Origin of the sequence: Streptomyces sp. PsTaAH-124, assembly GCF_000373685.1 — a bacterium.
In the GTDB taxonomy this organism is placed as follows: Bacteria; Actinomycetota; Actinomycetes; order Streptomycetales; family Streptomycetaceae; genus Streptomyces; species Streptomyces andamanensis.
Map to the genome: position 1 here is coordinate 1 of NZ_KB892164.1, position 15,829 is coordinate 15,829.

16 protein-coding genes are annotated in these 15,829 nt (G+C 72.8%); 8 read left to right on the plus strand and 8 right to left on the minus strand.

Going from position 1 to position 15,829, the window contains the following annotated elements; all coding sequences use genetic code 11:
* From treS to B086_RS0110855, 3 genes are all read right to left on the minus strand, one after another.
* A partial coding sequence (gene treS / locus B086_RS0110845; RefSeq protein ID WP_018566426.1) for a maltose alpha-D-glucosyltransferase occupies nt 1-1,490 on the minus strand: 1,490 nt, incomplete at its 3' end.
* Nucleotides 1,487-3,493, minus strand: a complete 2,007-nt coding sequence (locus B086_RS0110850; protein WP_026252299.1) for an alpha-1,4-glucan--maltose-1-phosphate maltosyltransferase — start codon at nt 3,491-3,493, stop codon at nt 1,487-1,489. The genes B086_RS0110850 and treS, both read right to left, overlap by 4 nt.
* Nucleotides 3,494-3,619: 126 nt before the next feature.
* Nucleotides 3,620-3,997: a DUF5133 domain-containing protein gene (locus B086_RS0110855; RefSeq protein WP_018566428.1), complete on the minus strand. Its 378-nt coding sequence runs from the start codon at nt 3,995-3,997 to the stop codon at nt 3,620-3,622.
* Between the two features lie 341 nt (nt 3,998-4,338).
* Here B086_RS0110855 and B086_RS0110860 point away from each other — a divergent pair, with 341 nt between their 5' ends.
* Together B086_RS0110860 and glgX are read left to right on the plus strand one after the other, a co-directional pair.
* Entirely contained in the window at nt 4,339-4,851 is a 513-nt protein-coding gene (locus B086_RS0110860) for a hypothetical protein (RefSeq protein WP_018566429.1), read from the plus strand.
* Nucleotides 4,848-7,001, plus strand: coding sequence for a glycogen debranching protein GlgX (gene glgX / locus B086_RS0110865; RefSeq protein WP_018566430.1), 2,154 nt, complete (start codon nt 4,848-4,850; stop codon nt 6,999-7,001). The genes B086_RS0110860 and glgX overlap by 4 nt, the downstream gene beginning before the upstream one ends.
* Before the next feature lie 63 nt (nt 7,002-7,064).
* Here glgX and B086_RS0110870 read toward each other — a convergent pair whose 3' ends face one another.
* Both B086_RS0110870 and B086_RS0110875 read right to left on the minus strand, forming a co-directional pair.
* Nucleotides 7,065-7,868 (minus strand): VOC family protein, encoded by an 804-nt coding sequence (locus B086_RS0110870; RefSeq protein WP_018566431.1) that lies wholly within the window; start codon nt 7,866-7,868, stop codon nt 7,065-7,067.
* Between the two features lie 129 nt (nt 7,869-7,997).
* On the minus strand, nt 7,998-8,789 hold the full coding sequence (locus B086_RS0110875; protein ID WP_018566432.1) for an RNA polymerase sigma factor SigF: 792 nt from the start codon (nt 8,787-8,789) through the stop codon (nt 7,998-8,000).
* Between the two features lie 413 nt (nt 8,790-9,202).
* On the opposite strand from B086_RS0110875, the gene B086_RS0110880 reads away from it, so the two are divergent.
* The 4 genes from B086_RS0110880 to B086_RS0110895 all read left to right on the plus strand — a co-directional run bounded on the left by B086_RS0110880 (nt 9,203) and on the right by B086_RS0110895 (nt 12,121).
* Nucleotides 9,203-9,664 carry a MarR family winged helix-turn-helix transcriptional regulator gene (locus B086_RS0110880; RefSeq protein ID WP_018566433.1) on the plus strand — a complete coding sequence of 154 codons (462 nt, stop codon included), beginning with the start codon at nt 9,203-9,205 and terminating at the stop codon, nt 9,662-9,664.
* Nucleotides 9,661-10,515 (plus strand): ATP-binding cassette domain-containing protein, encoded by an 855-nt coding sequence (locus B086_RS0110885; RefSeq protein ID WP_018566434.1) that lies wholly within the window; start codon nt 9,661-9,663, stop codon nt 10,513-10,515. The genes B086_RS0110880 and B086_RS0110885 overlap by 4 nt, the downstream gene beginning before the upstream one ends.
* Nucleotides 10,475-11,335, plus strand: coding sequence for an ABC transporter permease (locus B086_RS0110890; protein ID WP_018566435.1), 861 nt, complete (start codon nt 10,475-10,477; stop codon nt 11,333-11,335). Before B086_RS0110885 ends, B086_RS0110890 begins: the two co-directional genes overlap by 41 nt.
* A 255-nt stretch (nt 11,336-11,590) precedes the next feature.
* Nucleotides 11,591-12,121: a hypothetical protein gene (locus tag B086_RS0110895; RefSeq protein ID WP_018566436.1), complete on the plus strand. Its 531-nt coding sequence runs from the start codon at nt 11,591-11,593 to the stop codon at nt 12,119-12,121.
* A 34-nt stretch (nt 12,122-12,155) separates the two neighbouring features.
* Here B086_RS0110895 and hemC read toward each other — a convergent pair whose 3' ends face one another.
* Both hemC and B086_RS0110905 read right to left on the minus strand, forming a co-directional pair.
* Nucleotides 12,156-13,091: a hydroxymethylbilane synthase gene (hemC, locus tag B086_RS0110900; RefSeq protein WP_018566437.1), complete on the minus strand. Its 936-nt coding sequence runs from the start codon at nt 13,089-13,091 to the stop codon at nt 12,156-12,158.
* Nucleotides 13,092-13,146: 55 nt separating this feature from the next.
* Nucleotides 13,147-14,130 (minus strand): hypothetical protein, encoded by a 984-nt coding sequence (locus B086_RS0110905; RefSeq protein ID WP_026252300.1) that lies wholly within the window; start codon nt 14,128-14,130, stop codon nt 13,147-13,149.
* Between the two features lie 150 nt (nt 14,131-14,280).
* Between B086_RS0110905 and B086_RS0110910 the strand changes: the two genes are divergently transcribed.
* Both B086_RS0110910 and B086_RS0110915 read left to right on the plus strand, forming a co-directional pair.
* Entirely contained in the window at nt 14,281-14,661 is a 381-nt protein-coding gene (locus B086_RS0110910; RefSeq protein WP_018566439.1) for a DoxX family protein, read from the plus strand.
* Entirely contained in the window at nt 14,658-15,131 is a 474-nt protein-coding gene (locus B086_RS0110915) for a peroxiredoxin (protein WP_018566440.1), read from the plus strand. Before B086_RS0110910 ends, B086_RS0110915 begins: the two co-directional genes overlap by 4 nt.
* 45 nt (nt 15,132-15,176) lie before the next feature.
* On the opposite strand, the gene B086_RS0110920 is transcribed toward B086_RS0110915, so the two are convergent.
* Entirely contained in the window at nt 15,177-15,791 is a 615-nt protein-coding gene (locus B086_RS0110920) for a DNA polymerase ligase N-terminal domain-containing protein (protein WP_018566441.1), read from the minus strand.
* Nucleotides 15,792-15,829 lie beyond the last annotated feature (38 nt).

Sequence of the window (15,829 nt, forward strand, 5' to 3'; positions counted from 1 at the left end):
AGGAAGGCGAGGACGGCGGGGTTGGAGGAGGTGAGTTCGGTGTAGGTGCCGAGTCCGAAGGCGGGGTTCTGCTTGCGGATCTCGATCATGCGGCGGGTCCAGTGCAGCAGCGAGGAGGGGGAGGACATGGATGCCTCGACGTTGGTGACCTGGTAGCCGTAGACGGGGTCCATGATCGTGGGGAGGTAGAGGCGGCCGGGGTCGCTGGAGGAGAAGCCGGCGTTGCGGTCGGGGGTCCATTGCATGGGGGTGCGTACGGCGTCGCGGTCGCCGAGCCAGATGTTGTCGCCCATGCCGATCTCGTCGCCGTAGTAGAGGATCGGGCTGCCGGGCAGGGACAGGAGCAGGGCGGTGAAGAGTTCGATCTGGTTGCGGTCGTTGTCCAGGAGGGGGGCGAGGCGGCGGCGGATGCCGATGTTGGCGCGCATGCGGGGGTCCTTGGCGTACTCGGCCCACATGTAGTCGCGTTCCTCGTCGGTGACCATCTCCAGGGTCAGTTCGTCGTGGTTGCGCAGGAAGATGCCCCACTGGCAGTGCGCGGGGATCGCCGGGGTCTTCGCCAGGATCTCCGAGACCGGGTAGCGGCTCTCGCGCCGCACCGCCATGAAGATCCTCGGCATCACGGGGAAGTGGAACGCCATGTGGCACTCGTCGCCGCCCGCGCTGTAGTCACCGAAGTAGTCGACGACGTCCTCCGGCCACTGGTTCGCCTCGGCCAGCAGCACCGTGTCCGGGTACTGGCTGTCGATCTCCTTGCGCACCCGCTTGAGGAAGGCGTGCGTGGCCGGGAGGTTCTCGCAGTTGGTGCCCTCCCGCTGGTACAGGTACGGCACCGCGTCGAGGCGGAACCCGTCGATGCCGAGATCCAGCCAGAACTTCAGCGCCGAGATCATCTCCTCCTGCACGGCCGGGTTCTCGTAGTTCAGATCCGGCTGATGCGAGAAGAAGCGGTGCCAGTAGTACTGCTTGCGTACCGGGTCGTACGTCCAGTTGGACGCCTCGGTGTCCACGAAGATGATGCGGGCGCCCTGGTACTGCTTGTCGTCGTCGGCCCAGACGTAGTAGTCGCCGTACGGTCCGTCGGGATCCCTTCTGGACTCCTGGAACCAGGGGTGCTGGTCGCTGGTGTGGTTCATGACGAAGTCGATGATGACGCGCATGCCGCGCTGGTGGGCGGCGTCGACGAACTCGACGAAGTCGGCGAGGTCGCCGAAGTCGGGGAGGACGGCGGTGTAGTCGGAGACGTCGTAACCGCCGTCTCTGAGCGGTGACTTGAAGAACGGCGGGAGCCAGAGGCAGTCCACGCCGAGCCACTGGAGATAGTCCAGTTTGGCGGTCAGGCCCTTCAGGTCGCCGATGCCGTCACCGTTGCTGTCCTGGAAGGAGCGGACCAGGACCTCGTAGAAGACGGCACGCTTGAACCACTCCGGGTCGCGGTCCTGGGCAGGAGTGTCCTCGAAGGTGTCCGGAACGGGCTCGTTGACGATCATGTTGTGGGTGACCCTCCGATCTGCGGGGTGGACGGTCGCAGGACGGTGAGGACGTGCGCGGGCCGATGCCCCGGCTCCAGTCGCACATAGTTGGCCCTGCCCCAGTGATAGGTCTCGCCGGTCAGCTCGTCGCGCACCGGCACCGACTCGTGCCATTCCAGGCCGAGTTGCGGCATGTCCAACGAGACCGTGGCCTCCTGGGTGTGGTGCGGATCGAGGTTGGCGACGACCAGAACCGTGTTCGATCCGCTCCGCTTGGAGTAGGCGATCACCTCGTCCTTGTCCGCGTGGTGGAAGTGCAGGTCGCGCAGCTGGTGCAGGGCCGGACTGCGGCGCCGGATGTCGTTGAGGCGGGTGATGAGGGGGGTGATGGTGCGGCCCTCGCGTTCGGCGGTGGCCCAGTCGCGTGGTCTGAGCTGGTATTTCTCGGAGTGGAGGTATTCCTCGCCGCCCTCTGTGAGGGGGGTGTTCTCGCAGAGTTCGTAGCCGCTGTAGATGCCCCAGGAGGGGGAGAGGGTGGCGGCGAGGACGGCGCGGACCTCGAAGGCGGGGCGGCCGCCGTGCTGGAGGTAGGCGTGGAGGATGTCGGGGGTGTTGGGGAAGAGGTTGGGCCGCATGTAGGCGGCCGCCTCGCCCGACAGTTCCGTCATGTAGTCGGTGAGTTCCTGTTTCGTGGTGCGCCAGGTGAAGTAGGTGTAGGACTGCTGGAAGCCGGTCTGGGCGAGGGTGTGCATCATCGCGGGGCGGGTGAAGGCCTCGGCGAGGAAGATGACGTCGGGGTCGGTGGTGTTGATGCCGGTGATGACGCGTTCCCAGAAGACGACGGGTTTGGTGTGGGGGTTGTCGACGCGGAAGATGCGGACGCCGTGGTGCATCCAGTGGCGGATGATGCGGAGGGTCTCGGTGACGAGGCCGTCCATGTCGGTGTCGAAGGCCAGGGGGTGGATGTCCTGGTATTTCTTGGGGGGGTTCTCGGCGTGGGCGATGGTGCCGTCGGGGCGGTGGTGGAACCACTGGGGGTGTTTGTGGATCCAGGGGTGGTCGGGGGAGCACTGGAGGGCGAGGTCGAGGGCGATTTCGAGGCCGAGTTCGTGGGCTCGGGCGGTGAAGTGGTCGAAGTCGTCGAGGGTGCCCAGGCGGGGGTGGACGGTGTCGTGGCCGCCTTCGGGTGAGCCGATGGCCCAGGGGACGCCGACGTCGTCGGGTGCGGCGGTGAGGGTGTTGTCGGGGCCTTTGCGGTGGGTGGTGCCGATGGGGTGGATGGGGGGGAGGTAGACGACGTCGAAGCCCATGGCGGCGATGGCGGGCAGGCGGCGTTCGGCGGTGCGCAGGGTGCCGTGGGGCTGGTCGGGGGTGCCTTCGGAGCGGGGGAAGAACTCGTACCAGGCGCTGTAGAGGGCGCGTTCGCGTTCGACCTGGAGCGGGAGGGGTGCGGAGGCGGTGACCAGGTCGCGCAGGGGATGGCGGGCCAGGACCGCGTCCACCTCCGGCGTCAACGCCGCCGACAGCCGGGTCATCACGGGCAGGGAGTCGTCGTCCATCACCCGTACGGCGGCAAGCAGCGTGTCCCGTTCCGGCCCCTCGGGCACCCCTTCGGCCGCCCTGGTGTGCAGTTCCGCGCCCTCCTCCAGCACCAGCCCCGCGTCGATCCCGGCCGGGATCTTGATNCGGGCGTGCCGCCGCCAGGTGGTGACGGGGTCGGCCCATGCCTCGACGTGGTAGGTCCAGCGGCCGGTCGNGGTCGGGGTGACCTCGGCGCCCCAGCGGTCGGTGCCCGGGGCCAGCTCGCGCATCGGCGTCCACGGCCCCGGCCGGCCCGCCGGATCGCACAGCACCACGTTCGCCGCGACCGCGTCGTGCCCCTCGCCGAACACGGTGGCGGTGACCTGGAACGTCTCGCCCACCACCGCCTTGGCCGGGCGCCTGCCGCTCTCCACGGCCGGGCGCACATCCCGTACGGGGATGCGGCCGACGGCCGGTGCATGACTCGGAGTCGTCCTCATGGGTGTCACCTCCACCGTGCTTGAGGCCGGGCTCACGCCCGGCCGGGAACCAGGTACTGCTCGGTACGTCGTGCGGCGGTGCCGCCGTCCGGGACCGCTGCCCGCGGCGGCGGACGGCCGCGTTCCCTACGCCCCTGCCCGGGAGCGCCGGTCCGCCGCGGGCCGGGGCTCCTGAGGCGCCCTGCGCTCCGCCGCCGACCACCGCTCCTCCGCAGGGCCGCGGTCCGGCGCCGCGCCGCGGCCCCGGCGCGCCAGGGCACCCACGTGCGGCCGGACGGCGCCCTGTTCCCGCAGATAGGTGCCCAGGTTGGTGCGCAGGTACCGCTCCGCGGCGTCCGCCGCCTCCCGCGCGCAGCGCTTGCCCATCAGCACGCACAGCGTGTAGCCCGAATCCTCGAAGGTGGCCCGGACCCTGCGGTCGTCGGGCGACGCGAGCATCGCGCGTTCCCACACCCGGTGGCGCCGCAGATGCCGGGCGACTTCGGCTTTGGCGGGTAGCAGCATGGCGCTGATCACCTTTCGGGAGCGCTCGATGGGCACGTTTCCCCGACGGTCGGGGCGGCGACCGCGCACGCGAAGGCACGCGGTCCCGTTCACGGCGCTCGAGACTTTCACTCATGGTGCACGTTCAACGACACAGCGTCCTGTTGGATCTTCAACCAGGTCACCCGCCCGGTCCCACGGTCCCGGCGGCCCGCGCCGTCCGCTCGTGTTGCACGAATGGCGTAGCGCCCGCACTGTGGTTCTGACTCAGAGGCAACAAACGCTCACGCTTCGTGCTCGGGGGTCCGGCCCGCAAGGGCGGGACAGGGAGCGCGGGCCCCGCCGGTGAGGAGCCAAGGACGATGAAGACCGCAGTGCCCTGCTACTACCACCTCGACGTGGAAGTCAGCCCGGAACGGGTCGGACAGGTCAGGCGCATCCTGGCCGCCCACCTCCGGCTCTGGGATCTGGAGGACCTCGTCGAACCCGTGTGCGGCGGCGCCGAGATGCTGCTGAACGCCATCGACGAGCACGCCCGGGACAAGCACACCTCCATCGAGATGTGGTGGACCGGCCAGCACCTCATCACCGCGGTCGGGGAGAACAACCACGACCTGCGCCCCGACCAGGACCTGCGCACCTGTCTGGCGCGTATCGCGGCGACCAGCGACGGCTGGGGCTGCTGCGCCGCCGAGACCGGGAGCAAGGTCATCTGGTTCTCGCAGCGGGCCCGCGCCGGGGTGCGGGTCCCGCTGGTCGCCAAGGCACCGGCCCCGACCCTGCGCGAGGGCCTGAAGCCGCCCCGCGAGCCGGTCGTCGCCGCGCTCGCCTCCGCGCCGGCCGGCCCCGAGGCCGTCCTGGAGGGGGCCCGGTGACCCGGCGCACCGGCCGCGCAAAGGGGGTGCCCGTGCCCGTGTGGAGCGGGTACCCCTACCCGCTGGGTGCCGCGTACGACGGCGAGGGCACCAACTTCGCCCTGTTCAGCGAGGTCGCCGACCAGGTCGACCTGGTCCTCGTGGACGACGCGGGCACCCACCGGCCGGTGCCGCTGACCGAGGCCGACGGCTTCGTCTGGCACGGCTATCTGCCGGGCGTCGGCCCCGGCCAGCGCTACGGCTACCGGGTGCACGGCCCCTGGCACCCGGCGGCCGGCCACCGCTGCAACCCGAAAAAGCTGCTGCTGGACCCGTACGCCAGGGCGGTGGACGGGCGGATGGACGACCACCCCTCGCTCTACGAGCGGGCCCCGCACGGACCCGACCCGGCCGACAGCGCCGGGCACACCCTGCTCGGTGTGGTCACCGACCCGGCCTTCGACTGGGGCGGCGACCGGCCGCCCCGGCGGGCCTACGCCGACACGGTGATCTACGAGGCCCATGTGCGCGGCCTGACCCGCACCCACCCCGACGTCCCGCCCGAGCTGCGCGGCACCTACGCCGGTCTCGCGCACCCCGCCGTCGTCGAGCACCTGACCTCGCTGGGCGTGACGGCCGTGGAGCTGATGCCGGTGCACCAGTTCGTGCACGACGGGGTGCTCCAGGGCCGGGGCCTGTCCAACTACTGGGGCTACAACACGATCGGCTTCTTCGCCCCGCACCACGACTACGCCGCCCACGGCACCCGCGGCGGGCAGGTCGCCGAGTTCAAGTCGATGGTCAAGGCGCTGCACGAGGCCGGCCTCGAAGTGATCCTCGACGTGGTCTACAACCACACCGCCGAGGGCAACGAGAACGGCCCGACACTGTCCTTCCGCGGCATCGACAACGCCTCGTACTACCGCCTGGTCGACGGCGACTTCGCGCACTACTACGACACCACGGGCACCGGCAACAGCCTGCTGATGCGCCACCCCTACGTGCTCCAGCTGATCATGGACTCGCTGCGCTACTGGGTCACCGAGATGCATGTGGACGGCTTCCGCTTCGACCTGGCGGCCACCCTGGCGCGGCAGTTCCACGAGGTGGACCGGCTCTCCGCGTTCTTCGACCTGATCCAGCAGGACCCGGTGATCAGCCGGGTGAAGCTGATCGCCGAACCGTGGGACGTGGGCGAGGGCGGCTACCAGGTGGGCAACTTCCCGCCGCTGTGGTCGGAGTGGAACGGCCTGTACCGGGACGCCGTACGGGACTTCTGGCGCGGCGAGGAACACACGCTGGGCGACTTCGCCTCCCGGCTGACCGGCTCCTCCGACCTGTACGCCCACAACCGGCGCCGCCCCCGCGCCAGCGTCAACTTCGTGACCGCGCACGACGGTTTCACCCTGCGCGACCTGGTGTCGTACAACGACAAGCACAACGACGCCAACGGCGAGGACAACCGCGACGGCGAGAACTCCAACCGGTCCTGGAACTGCGGGGCCGAGGGCGACAGCCGCGACCCGGCGGTGCGCGAGCTGCGCGCCCGCCAGCAGCGCAACTTCATCGCCACCCTGCTGCTCTCCCAGGGCATCCCCATGCTGTGCCACGGCGACGAACTGGGCCGCACCCAGGGCGGCAACAACAACGCCTACTGCCAGGACAACGAGGTCTCCTGGATCGACTGGCGGCTCACCCGCGAGCAGCGGGACCTCGCGGACTTCACCCGGCACGTCATCGGCCTGCGCACCGCCCACCCGGTGCTGCGCCGCCGCCGCTTCTTCCAGGGCGAGACGGCCACCCGCGACGACCAGCCGCTGCCCGATCTGGTGTGGATGCTGCCGGACGGCCGCGAGATGGCCGAGGAGGACTGGCAGCGCTCGGACGCGCACTCCGTCATGGTCTTCCTCAACGGCGACGCCATCGCCGAGCCCGACCCGCAGGGCCGGCCCGTGGTCGACGACTCGTTCCTGCTGCTGCTCAACGGCTACTGGCAACCGGTCGACTTCCGGCTGCCCGGCCCCGCCCACGGCGAGCGCTGGACCACGGTCGTCGACACCGCCGAGCCGCAGGGCCCCCCGGACGAGGCCGAGCACAAGCCCGGCGGCGACCTGCGCGTCGAGTCCCGCAGCCTGGTCCTGCTCACCCGGCCCCCGCGCACGGCCCGCTGACGCCGCACGCCCGCCGCCCCGCCCCGGACGCACGAAGGGGGCGGGGCGGCGGGCCGTGCCCGCTCAGGCCTCCCTGCGGGAGGTCACCGTGAACTGCGCCCCGTCCGGATCGCGCAGCACGGCCTCCTGGGCGCCCTCGCGCAGCACACTGCCGCCGTGGCTCTCCGCCGTCCTGGCGCAGGCGGCCACGTCCGCCACCCGGAAGTGGATCTGCCAGTGCGGCCGGATGGTGGGATCGGGGGCCGCCTCCAGCGCGCCCGACTCGATCCGCGCCACCACCTCGCCGTGGCTGCGCAGGACCACCTCGTCGCCCTCGTAGCGGACCTCGCAGCAGCCGGGCCGCTCCGTCGCCCAGTCCAGGACCTCGCCGTAGAAGATGGCCGCGTCGAACGCGTCACGGGTGTGCAGCCGGATGTAGGCCGGAGCGGCCTTGCGCCAGGTCTCCCAGTCGGTGAACAGCTCGCCCTCCCAGATCCCGAAGGTCGCGCCGTCCCGGTCCGCCAGCAGCGCCGCCCGGCCGGGCGGCAGCGAGATCGGGCCGACCGCCGAGGTGCCGCCGCGCTCCTGCACCCGCGAGACCGCCCGGTCGGCGCTCGGCACCGCGAAGTACGGGGTCCAGGCCACGGCCATCTGCCACATGGACGCCACCGCCGCGATCCCGGCGACCGGGGCGCCGTCGGCGAGCGCGATGCGGAAGCGGTCGCCGAGCCTGGCCGAACGCCACTCCCAGCCCAGCAGGGCCGAGTAGAACTCCTCCGTGGCCTCCAGGTCCCGGCTGGTCAGGCTGACCCAGCAGGGCGCGCCGCACACCGTGTGGGTGGAGACGACGCCGGTCGTGGGTCCGGCGGGTGTCGTGTCGTGGTTCATGGCACGTCCTGGTCTCGTCGGCCGGTGGCCACCGGTCTCACACCAGTGTCCGACCGGAACCCCCGAGGGCGCCTGCCGAGTACCCCCCGCATGCCGCCGAAACGGCACCCGGACGGGCGTCGGCGGGTGTCAGCCGGCCTCGGCGAGCAGTTCCTCGCGCAACTGGGCGAAGCACCCGCTGAGCAGCCGCGAGACATGCATCTGCGAGATGCCGAGCTGCTGGGCGATCCGGCTCTGCGTCATGCCCCGGAAGAACCGCAGATAGAGGATCATGCGCTCACGCTCGGGCAGCGCCTGTAGACAGGGCCGTACGGCCACCCGGTCCACCACCAGGTCGTAGCGCGCGTCGGCCTCGCCCAGGCCGTCACCGAGCGCGTACCCGTCGGTGCCGGGCACCTCCGCCTCCAGCGACAGCGCGGCGAAGCAGTCCAGGGCCTCCATGCCGGTGCGTACGTCCTCGACGCTCAGGTCGGTGTACTCGGCGATCTCCGCGACGGTGGGGGAGCGGCCCGGCGTCGTCTGGGCCAGTTCCTTGGCCGCGCGCCGCACCCGGTTGCGCAGGTCCTGGACCCGGCGCGGCACGTGCAGCGTCCACATGTGGTCGCGGAAGTGCCGCTTGATCTCACCGGTGACGGTCGGCACGGCATACGCCTCGAACGCGTAGCCGCGCGCCGGATCGTAGTGGTCGACGGCCTTGACCAGGCCGAGCGCCGCCACCTGGTACAGATCCTCCAGTGCCTCGCCGCGGCCCCGGAAGCGGACCGCGATCCGCTCGGCCATCGGCAGCCACACCTGGACCAGCTCGTCGCGCAGCGCCTTGCGCTCCGCTCCCGCGGGCAGTCCCGCGAGCCGCTCGAAGGCCGCCGCCGTGTCGGGAGCGTCGTCGTGCGGGTGGGACGTCGTTCTGCCGGTGGTACGCATACGCTGCGCCTCCCTCAGCAGGTGCTGGATGGACGGACACCACGGGAGGCGCGGGGCAGATCCTGCCCGGATCGCATCGGGGCCCGGCGCGCCGGCTCCCACGGGCGTGCCTCCGGTCCGAAGCACTGAATTGCGGATTCCCGAAGCCGGAGATCCCGAAACAATTCAGCGAATGCGGTGACGGTATGCGTCCGGCCGGTCGCGAAATGATTTCATTCGGGGTCCGGCGGATTGTCCCGCCGATTGTACGGGCCTTCCCCGGAATTGCATTCCCGGGAAAAGGGCGTCCATTTCGATGTGCGCCTTTCCTGCGTCGCCGGAGCGCCGGTCCGCAGGGGCCGCGCCGGGTCCTTGGTCGAGTCTTGGTCCGCCCTTGGCGGTACTTACCTCTGCTACAGAGGTAACGTCGAAGCATGGAAGCGGAACCGGAGATCCAGGCCGAGGAGCTGGCCGACGCCCTGGTCGGGGTGCAGCGGCTCGTCCGGCGCCGGCTGCGCGCCGGACTGACCGTGACCCGGCTGCGCGGCGCCGAGGTCGAACTGCTGCGCCTGGTCGAGACCCGCCCCGGCATCGGCGTCTCGGAGGCGGCCAAGGAACTGCATCTGGCGGGCAACTCCGTCTCCACCCTGGTCAACCAGCTCGTCCGGGACGGCCAGCTGGTCCGGGAGACGGACCCCGCCGACCGCCGGGCCGCCCGGCTGCTGCTGACCGAGGCCGCCGGGGCGCGGCTGCGGGACTGGCGCGCCCGCCGCGCCGCCCTGGTCCGCGACCAGCTCGACCGGCTGCCCGAGGCCGACCGGCAGGCGCTCGGCGCCGCGCTCCCCGCCCTGCGCCGGCTGGCCGAGAACCTGCGCGAGGAGGGCGATCGCCCATGACCAGCGACGCCGCCGCACCCGACGCCGTCACCTGCACCCGGCTCACCTACTCCTTCGGCGGCACCACCGCCGTCGACGGCCTGGACCTGGCCGTGCGGACGGGCGAGGTGTTCGGCCTGCTCGGACCCAACGGCGCCGGCAAGACCACCGCCATCCGCTGCGTGACCACCCTGCTGCCGGTCCCCGCCGGGATGGTCCGCGTCTTCGGCCACGACCCGGCCGGCGACCGGATGGCCGTGCGCCGGCTGCTGGGCTACGTCCCCCAGCAGCTGTCCGCCGACGCTGCCCTCACCGGCCGGGAGAACGTCACCCTGTTCGCCCGCGTCTTCGACGTGCCGCGCCGCGAACGCTCCGCCCGCGTCGCCCAGGCACTGACCGCCGTCGACCTCACGGACGCCGCCGACCGGCTGGCCAAGACCTACTCCGGCGGCATGATCCGCCGTCTCGAACTGGCCCAGGCCCTGGTCAGCGCCCCCCGCCTGCTGATCCTCGACGAGCCGACGATCGGTCTCGACCCGATCGCCCGCACCGGGGTGTGGGAGCACATCAACGCCGTACGCGCCGCCACCGGCATGACCGTCCTGGTGACCACGCACTACATGGACGAGGCCGACCAGTACTGCGACCGGGTCGCCCTGATGCACCGCGGCCGGATCCGCGCCCTGGGCACCCCCGGCGAGCTGCGCCGGGGCCTGGGCGAACGGCGCCGCGCCGAGGGCGGACCCGCCGCGGACGCGCCGCCCACGCTGGAGGACGTCTTCCGCGAGGTGGCCGGCAGCGGCCTCGACGACAGTTCAGGAGATTTCCGCGATGTCCGAAGCACCCGTCGCACCGCCCACCGGGTCGGCTGACCCCGCCTTCGCGGACGGCATCGGCCTGCTGGTGCGGCCCCCCGAGCCCCGCGCGGGCTGGCGGCTGCTGCCCGCCCGGGTCGCCGCCATGTGCGCGGTCGAACTCCAGAAGCTGCGCCACGACCGCACCGAGCTGTACACCCGCGCCGTCCAGCCCGCCCTGTGGCTGCTGATCTTCGGCCAGACCTTCACCCGGATCCGCGCGATCCCCACCGGCGGCCTGCCCTACCTGGACTTCATGGCACCGGGCATCATCGCCCAGTCCGCGATGTTCATCGCCATCTTCTACGGCATCCAGATCATCTGGGAGCGCGACGCGGGCGTCCTCAACAAGCTGCTGGTCACCCCCACCCCGCGCTCGGCGCTGGTCACCGGAAAGGCGTTCGCGGCCGGGGTGAAGTCGCTGATCCAGGCCGTCGTGGTCATCGTGCTGGCCGCACTGCTCGGCGTGGCGCTGACCTGGAACCCGCTCCGGCTGCTCGGGGTCGCCACGGCCGTGGTCCTCGGCTCGGCGTTCTTCTCCTGCCTGTCCATGACCATCGCCGGGATCGTGCTCAGCCGCGACCGGCTGATGGGCATCGGACAGGCCATCACCATGCCGCTCTTCTTCGCCTCCAACGCCCTGTACCCGGTGGCCGTGATGCCCGGGTGGCTCCAGGTGGTCAGCCGGGTCAACCCGCTCAGCTACCAGGTCGACGCCCTGCGCGGACTGCTGCTGGGCACCCCCGCGCACCTGGGCCTCGACTTCGCCGTGCTCGTCCTGGCCGCCGCCGCGGGCATCACCGCGGCCTCCGCGCTGCTCGGCCGGCTGGCCCGGTGACCGCGGCGGGGTGACGGCCCGTCGTCGGCGGCGCGGGGGAAACCGTCACCGGCGCGCCGCGCGCCGCCCCCGCCGGACGTGATGTGCGGCACGCCCGCGGCCGGGAAAATGATCACCCGCCGGGGGATTCCGCCAGCGCACGGCTTGATCACGGGCCAATGCCGCGGAATTACCCGGCCGCCGCGCATTCCGCGCATTTGACAGTGCGCTCGGCCCACAGATAGGAAACAGCTCTTGGAAGTCGAGAGGTGCGCTGTGTACGAGCCGAACGTGGTCGGGGACTGGCAGGAGTACGACGAGTACGCCGGCCTGCGCGTCCGCGTCCACCGACTGGAACGGGCCGAGCCGCCCCGCGGCCGGGACGACGCCGCCGAGGGACTGGCGTACTTCCGCGTGCGGGCCACCGTCGAGAACCGCGGCACCCGGCACTTCGGCGTCCACCTGGAGGACGGCCAGATCGACGTGCGGATCGGCCCCGACGGCGAGAGCGCGTTCGTGGACTGGCGCAACTCCCAGTTCATCGAGGGCTACGACGTCCACCCGCTGCGCCGGGCCACCGCCGTGCTGTACGCGGCGGGCCCGGAGGACGCCCTGCACCAGGTCGACGTCCAGGTGCAGCTGCGCGTGGACGAGGAGTGGACCGACCGCCGCCTGTGGAGCGGCGGCGTCGGCGTGCACGAGGCGCCCGTCGGCACCGGCGCGCCCTGCCCCGGCGGCCCCGGCGGCCTCGCCCACCAGATCAGCGTCTTCCTGCGCGACCAGGCGGAGCCCGGCGCCACCGGCTGACCCGTCCCGCGACGGCGCGGGCCGGGCTCGTACGTCAGTGCGGGATGCCGTCGATGATCTCGCGGGCGCCCTGCCGCAGCAGCGCCACCGCGACCGATGTGCCCAGGGTGGCCGCGTCCAGCCGGCCCGCCCACTCGTGAGCGTTCAGTCGGGTCTTGCCGTCCGGGGTGAACACACAGGCCCGCAGGGAGAGTTCGCCGCCGCCGTCGACGTGCGCGTACCCGGCGATCGGGCTGTTGCAGTGCCCCTGGAGCACATGCAGGAGCATGCGTTCCGCGCTCGCCGCCCGATGGGTGTCGCCGTCGCCGAGCCCGCTGACGGCCTCGATCAGCTCGTCGTCGCCCTCGCGGCACTGGAGGGCGAGGACGCCCGCGCCGACCGGCGGCATCATCGCGTCCACGGACAGCACCTCGCTGATCACGTCCTGCCGCCCGATGCGCTCCAGACCGGACGCGGCCAGCAGCAGCGCGTCCGCCTCGCCGGCGGCCAGCTTCTCCAGCCGCCGGTTGGCGTTGCCGCGGAACGGCACGCAGACCAGCCGCGGATGGGACGCGGCCAGCTGGGCGATCCGGCGCACCGCCGAGGTGCCGACCCGGGTGCCGGGCGGCAGCTCGTCCAGGGTGAGCCCGCCGGGGTGGACCAGGGCGTCGCGGACGTCGTCCCGCTTCAGGAACGCGGCGAACGTGGTGCCCGCGGGCAGCGGCCGGTCCGCGGGCACGTCCTTCAGGCAGTGCACCGCGAGATCCGCCTCGCCGGCCAGCAGCGCCGCGTCCACCTCCTTGGTGAACGCTCCCTTGCCCTCGACCTTCGACAGCTCCCCGAGCCACTTGTCGCCGGTGGTCTTCACCGGCACCACCTCGGTGCGCACACCGGGGTGCAGGGCGGCCAACTCGGCGCGGACACGCTCCACCTGAGCGAGCGCCATGGGCGAGTCGCGGGAGACGATACGGATCAGTTCGGGCGCGGACATGCGGGACACGATAGACCTTCGGCCGGGCCCGCACGGCGCGGGCCCGGCCCGGCACTCACGGCCGCGTGTCGTCCGGCAGGTCGGCCGCCGCGTCCTCGGGAGCCAGGTCGGGGCGCAGTCGCAGCCAGGACGGCTGGCGCAGCATGCCCGCCCGGGTGCGGACGCTGTAGCGGACCTCGCCGACCAGCCGGGGCAGTACCCAGTGCGCCCCGCGGACCGCGGGCACGGGATCGAAGGGGCACACATCGGTGGCCAGGCCCGCGAGCAGCCCGGCCAGCTCCGCCCGCCCGGCCTCGCTCCAGCCGGTGCCCACCCGGCCGACCCAGCGCAGCCGCCCCCCGCCGCGCTGCCCCACCAGCACCGCGCCCGGCAGCCCCGTCAGCCGCCCCTTGCCGGGCAGCCAGCCGCCCACCAGCACGTCCTCGCCGCGCATGTTGCGGATCTTGATCCAGGCCCGGGAGCGCACCCCGGGCTCGTACACCGAGTCCAGCCGCTTGCAGACCAGCCCCTCCAGACCGTGCTCCCGGGTGGCGGCCAGGGCACGGGCCCCGTGGCCGGCCACGGCGGCGGGCGTGGACCAGTACGGGCCGTGCAGCCCGAGCGCCTCCAGCCGCTCCCGGCGCCGTGTGTAGGGCAGCGCGAGCAGCGGCCGCCCGTCCAGGTGCAGGACGTCGAAGAGCACCAGGTGGACGGGGACGCGTGCGGCACGGCGCGCGGCCAGCGCGGGCGCGTGGGCCAGCCCCATCCGCCCCTGGAGCAGCTGGAAGCTGGCCCGGCCCCGCTCGTCCAGGGCCAGCACCTCGCCGTCCAGCACCGCCGGGACGGAGCCCAGCGCGCGGCCCAGCGGTGCCAGCTCGGGGTAGGCGGCCGTGATGTCCTCGCCCGAGCGGGCCCGCAGCAGCAGACTGCCGTCGCCCGGCAGATAGGCCACCGTGCGCTGCCCGTCCTGCTTGGTCTCGTACGCCCAGCGCGCGTCCTGGGCGGCGGACGGCAGGGTGCCGGGGGTGGCGAGCATGGGCGCGATCAGCGGCAGGGTCACGGCTGAGATGTCGACGGACGGGCCGTGCGCCACGCCGGACGCCCGGCGCTTTCCCCTGATCGGGCGCCTCTCCCCAGTCGTACTTACTCTCCAGTAGGATCGCGCCGCGGATCCGCCTCGGGTCCGCCGCCGGTCGTCGGAGGAGGAACCGTGCCCCGGTCCGAACGCTCACCCCTGCTGCTCGCCGCTCTGCTGGCCACCGCGGGGACCGCCCACTTCGCCTCGCCCCGTCAGTTCGACGCCATCGTCCCGCGCGCCCTGCCCGGCGCCCCGCGCACCTGGACCTACGCCAGCGGAGCCGCCGAGTTCGCGCTGGCCGCCGGCCTGGCCGTGCCCCGCACCCGCAAGGCCGCCGCGCTGGCCGCCGCCGCGTTCTTCGTCGGGGTCTTCCCGGCCAATGTGCGGATGGCGGCGGACTGGCGCGACCGGCCTGCCCGGCAGAAGGCGGCGGCCTACGGGCGGCTGCCCCTCCAGGTCCCGCTGGTGCTGTGGGCGCGCAGCGTCGCCAAGGGCGCGGGGCGCGCCGCGTGAGCGGGCAGGGCACGCCGCGCCCCGGCGACACCGTCGAGGACTTCGCGCTGCCGGACGAGAGCGGGACCACGCGGACCCTGTCCGGACTGCTCGCCGAGGGCCCGGTGGTGCTGTTCTTCTACCCGGCCGCCCTCACTCCCGGCTGCACGGCGGAGGCCTGCCACTTCCGGGACCTGGCGGCCGAGTTCGCCGCCGTCGGGGCGCGCCCCGTCGGCATCAGCGGTGATCCGGTGGAGCGCCAGCGGGAGTTCACCGGGCGGCACGCCCTCGGCATGCCCCTGCTGTCCGACGCGGACGGCACGGTGCGCGAACGGTTCGGGGTGCGGCGCGCTCTGGCCCTGGCACCGACCAGACGGGCCACCTTCGTCATCGACCGGGACCGCTCCGTCCTGGAGGTGGTCCGCAGCGAACTGCGCATGCGCACCCACGCCGACCGGGCCCTGGCCGCCCTGCGCGCCCGCCGCGCCTGACGCCCGCACCGGGGGCGGCACCGGGCGCGGGGCCGCGGGCCGTCCTCACTCCGCGCCGCCGTCCGCGGCGACCTGGGCCAGGGTGCGGCCGGTGCGCACCGAGCGGGCCCGGCGCGGGTCGGGGGTGCCGTGCGCCGCCGCCCGGCCCTCGTCCTTCTTCACCAGCAGCCAGGCGTCCTCGTCGTCGCCCCGGGCGGCGCCCCGGAACCGGGTCAGGGCGTACGCGCCGTGCAGCTTCGCGCCGTACAGCCGGAACGTGGCGTGCCCGTGCTCCAGCGACTCGGCGAAGCCGACCGGACGCCCCCGGCGGTCGTGGCTCAGCGGCTCGTAGGTGCCCCGGTCCCAGACGATCACCGTGCCGCCGCCGTACTGGCCCCGGGGGATGACGCCCTCGAAGTCCTCGTACTCCAGCGGATGGTCCTCCGTGGGCACCGCGAGCCGCTTGTCGTGCGGGTCGTCCGAGGGGCCCTTCGGCACCGACCAGGACCTGAGCACGTCGCCCACCTGGAGCCGGAAGTCGAAGTGCATCCGGCGGGCGTCGTGGATCTGCACCACGAAGCGGGGAGCGGGCCCGGCGCCCGCCCGGCCACCCGAGGGCTCCCGGGTCCGCTCGAAGTCACGCCTGCCGCGGTACTCCCCGAGCCGTCCGTCCCTGCTCACGGGGCCTCCTCGCACCGGTCCGCCGGGTCCGCGCACCC

Bases quoted from the DNA above. Each gene is read 5' to 3' on its own strand.
- B086_RS0110855 (WP_018566428.1), bottom strand. From the start codon at position 3,997: ATGCTGCTACCCGCCAAAGCCGAAGTCGCCCGGCATCTGCGGCGCCAC.
- B086_RS0110860 (WP_018566429.1), top strand. From the start codon at position 4,339: ATGAAGACCGCAGTGCCCTGCTACTACCACCTCGACGTGGAAGTCAGC.
- B086_RS0110870 (WP_018566431.1), bottom strand. From the start codon at position 7,868: ATGAACCACGACACGACACCCGCCGGACCCACGACCGGCGTCGTCTCC.
- B086_RS0110875 (WP_018566432.1), bottom strand. From the start codon at position 8,789: ATGCGTACCACCGGCAGAACGACGTCCCACCCGCACGACGACGCTCCC.
- B086_RS0110880 (WP_018566433.1), top strand. From the start codon at position 9,203: ATGGAAGCGGAACCGGAGATCCAGGCCGAGGAGCTGGCCGACGCCCTG.
- B086_RS0110885 (WP_018566434.1), top strand. From the start codon at position 9,661: ATGACCAGCGACGCCGCCGCACCCGACGCCGTCACCTGCACCCGGCTC.
- B086_RS0110890 (WP_018566435.1), top strand. From the start codon at position 10,475: ATGTCCGAAGCACCCGTCGCACCGCCCACCGGGTCGGCTGACCCCGCC.
- hemC (WP_018566437.1), bottom strand. From the start codon at position 13,091: ATGTCCGCGCCCGAACTGATCCGTATCGTCTCCCGCGACTCGCCCATG.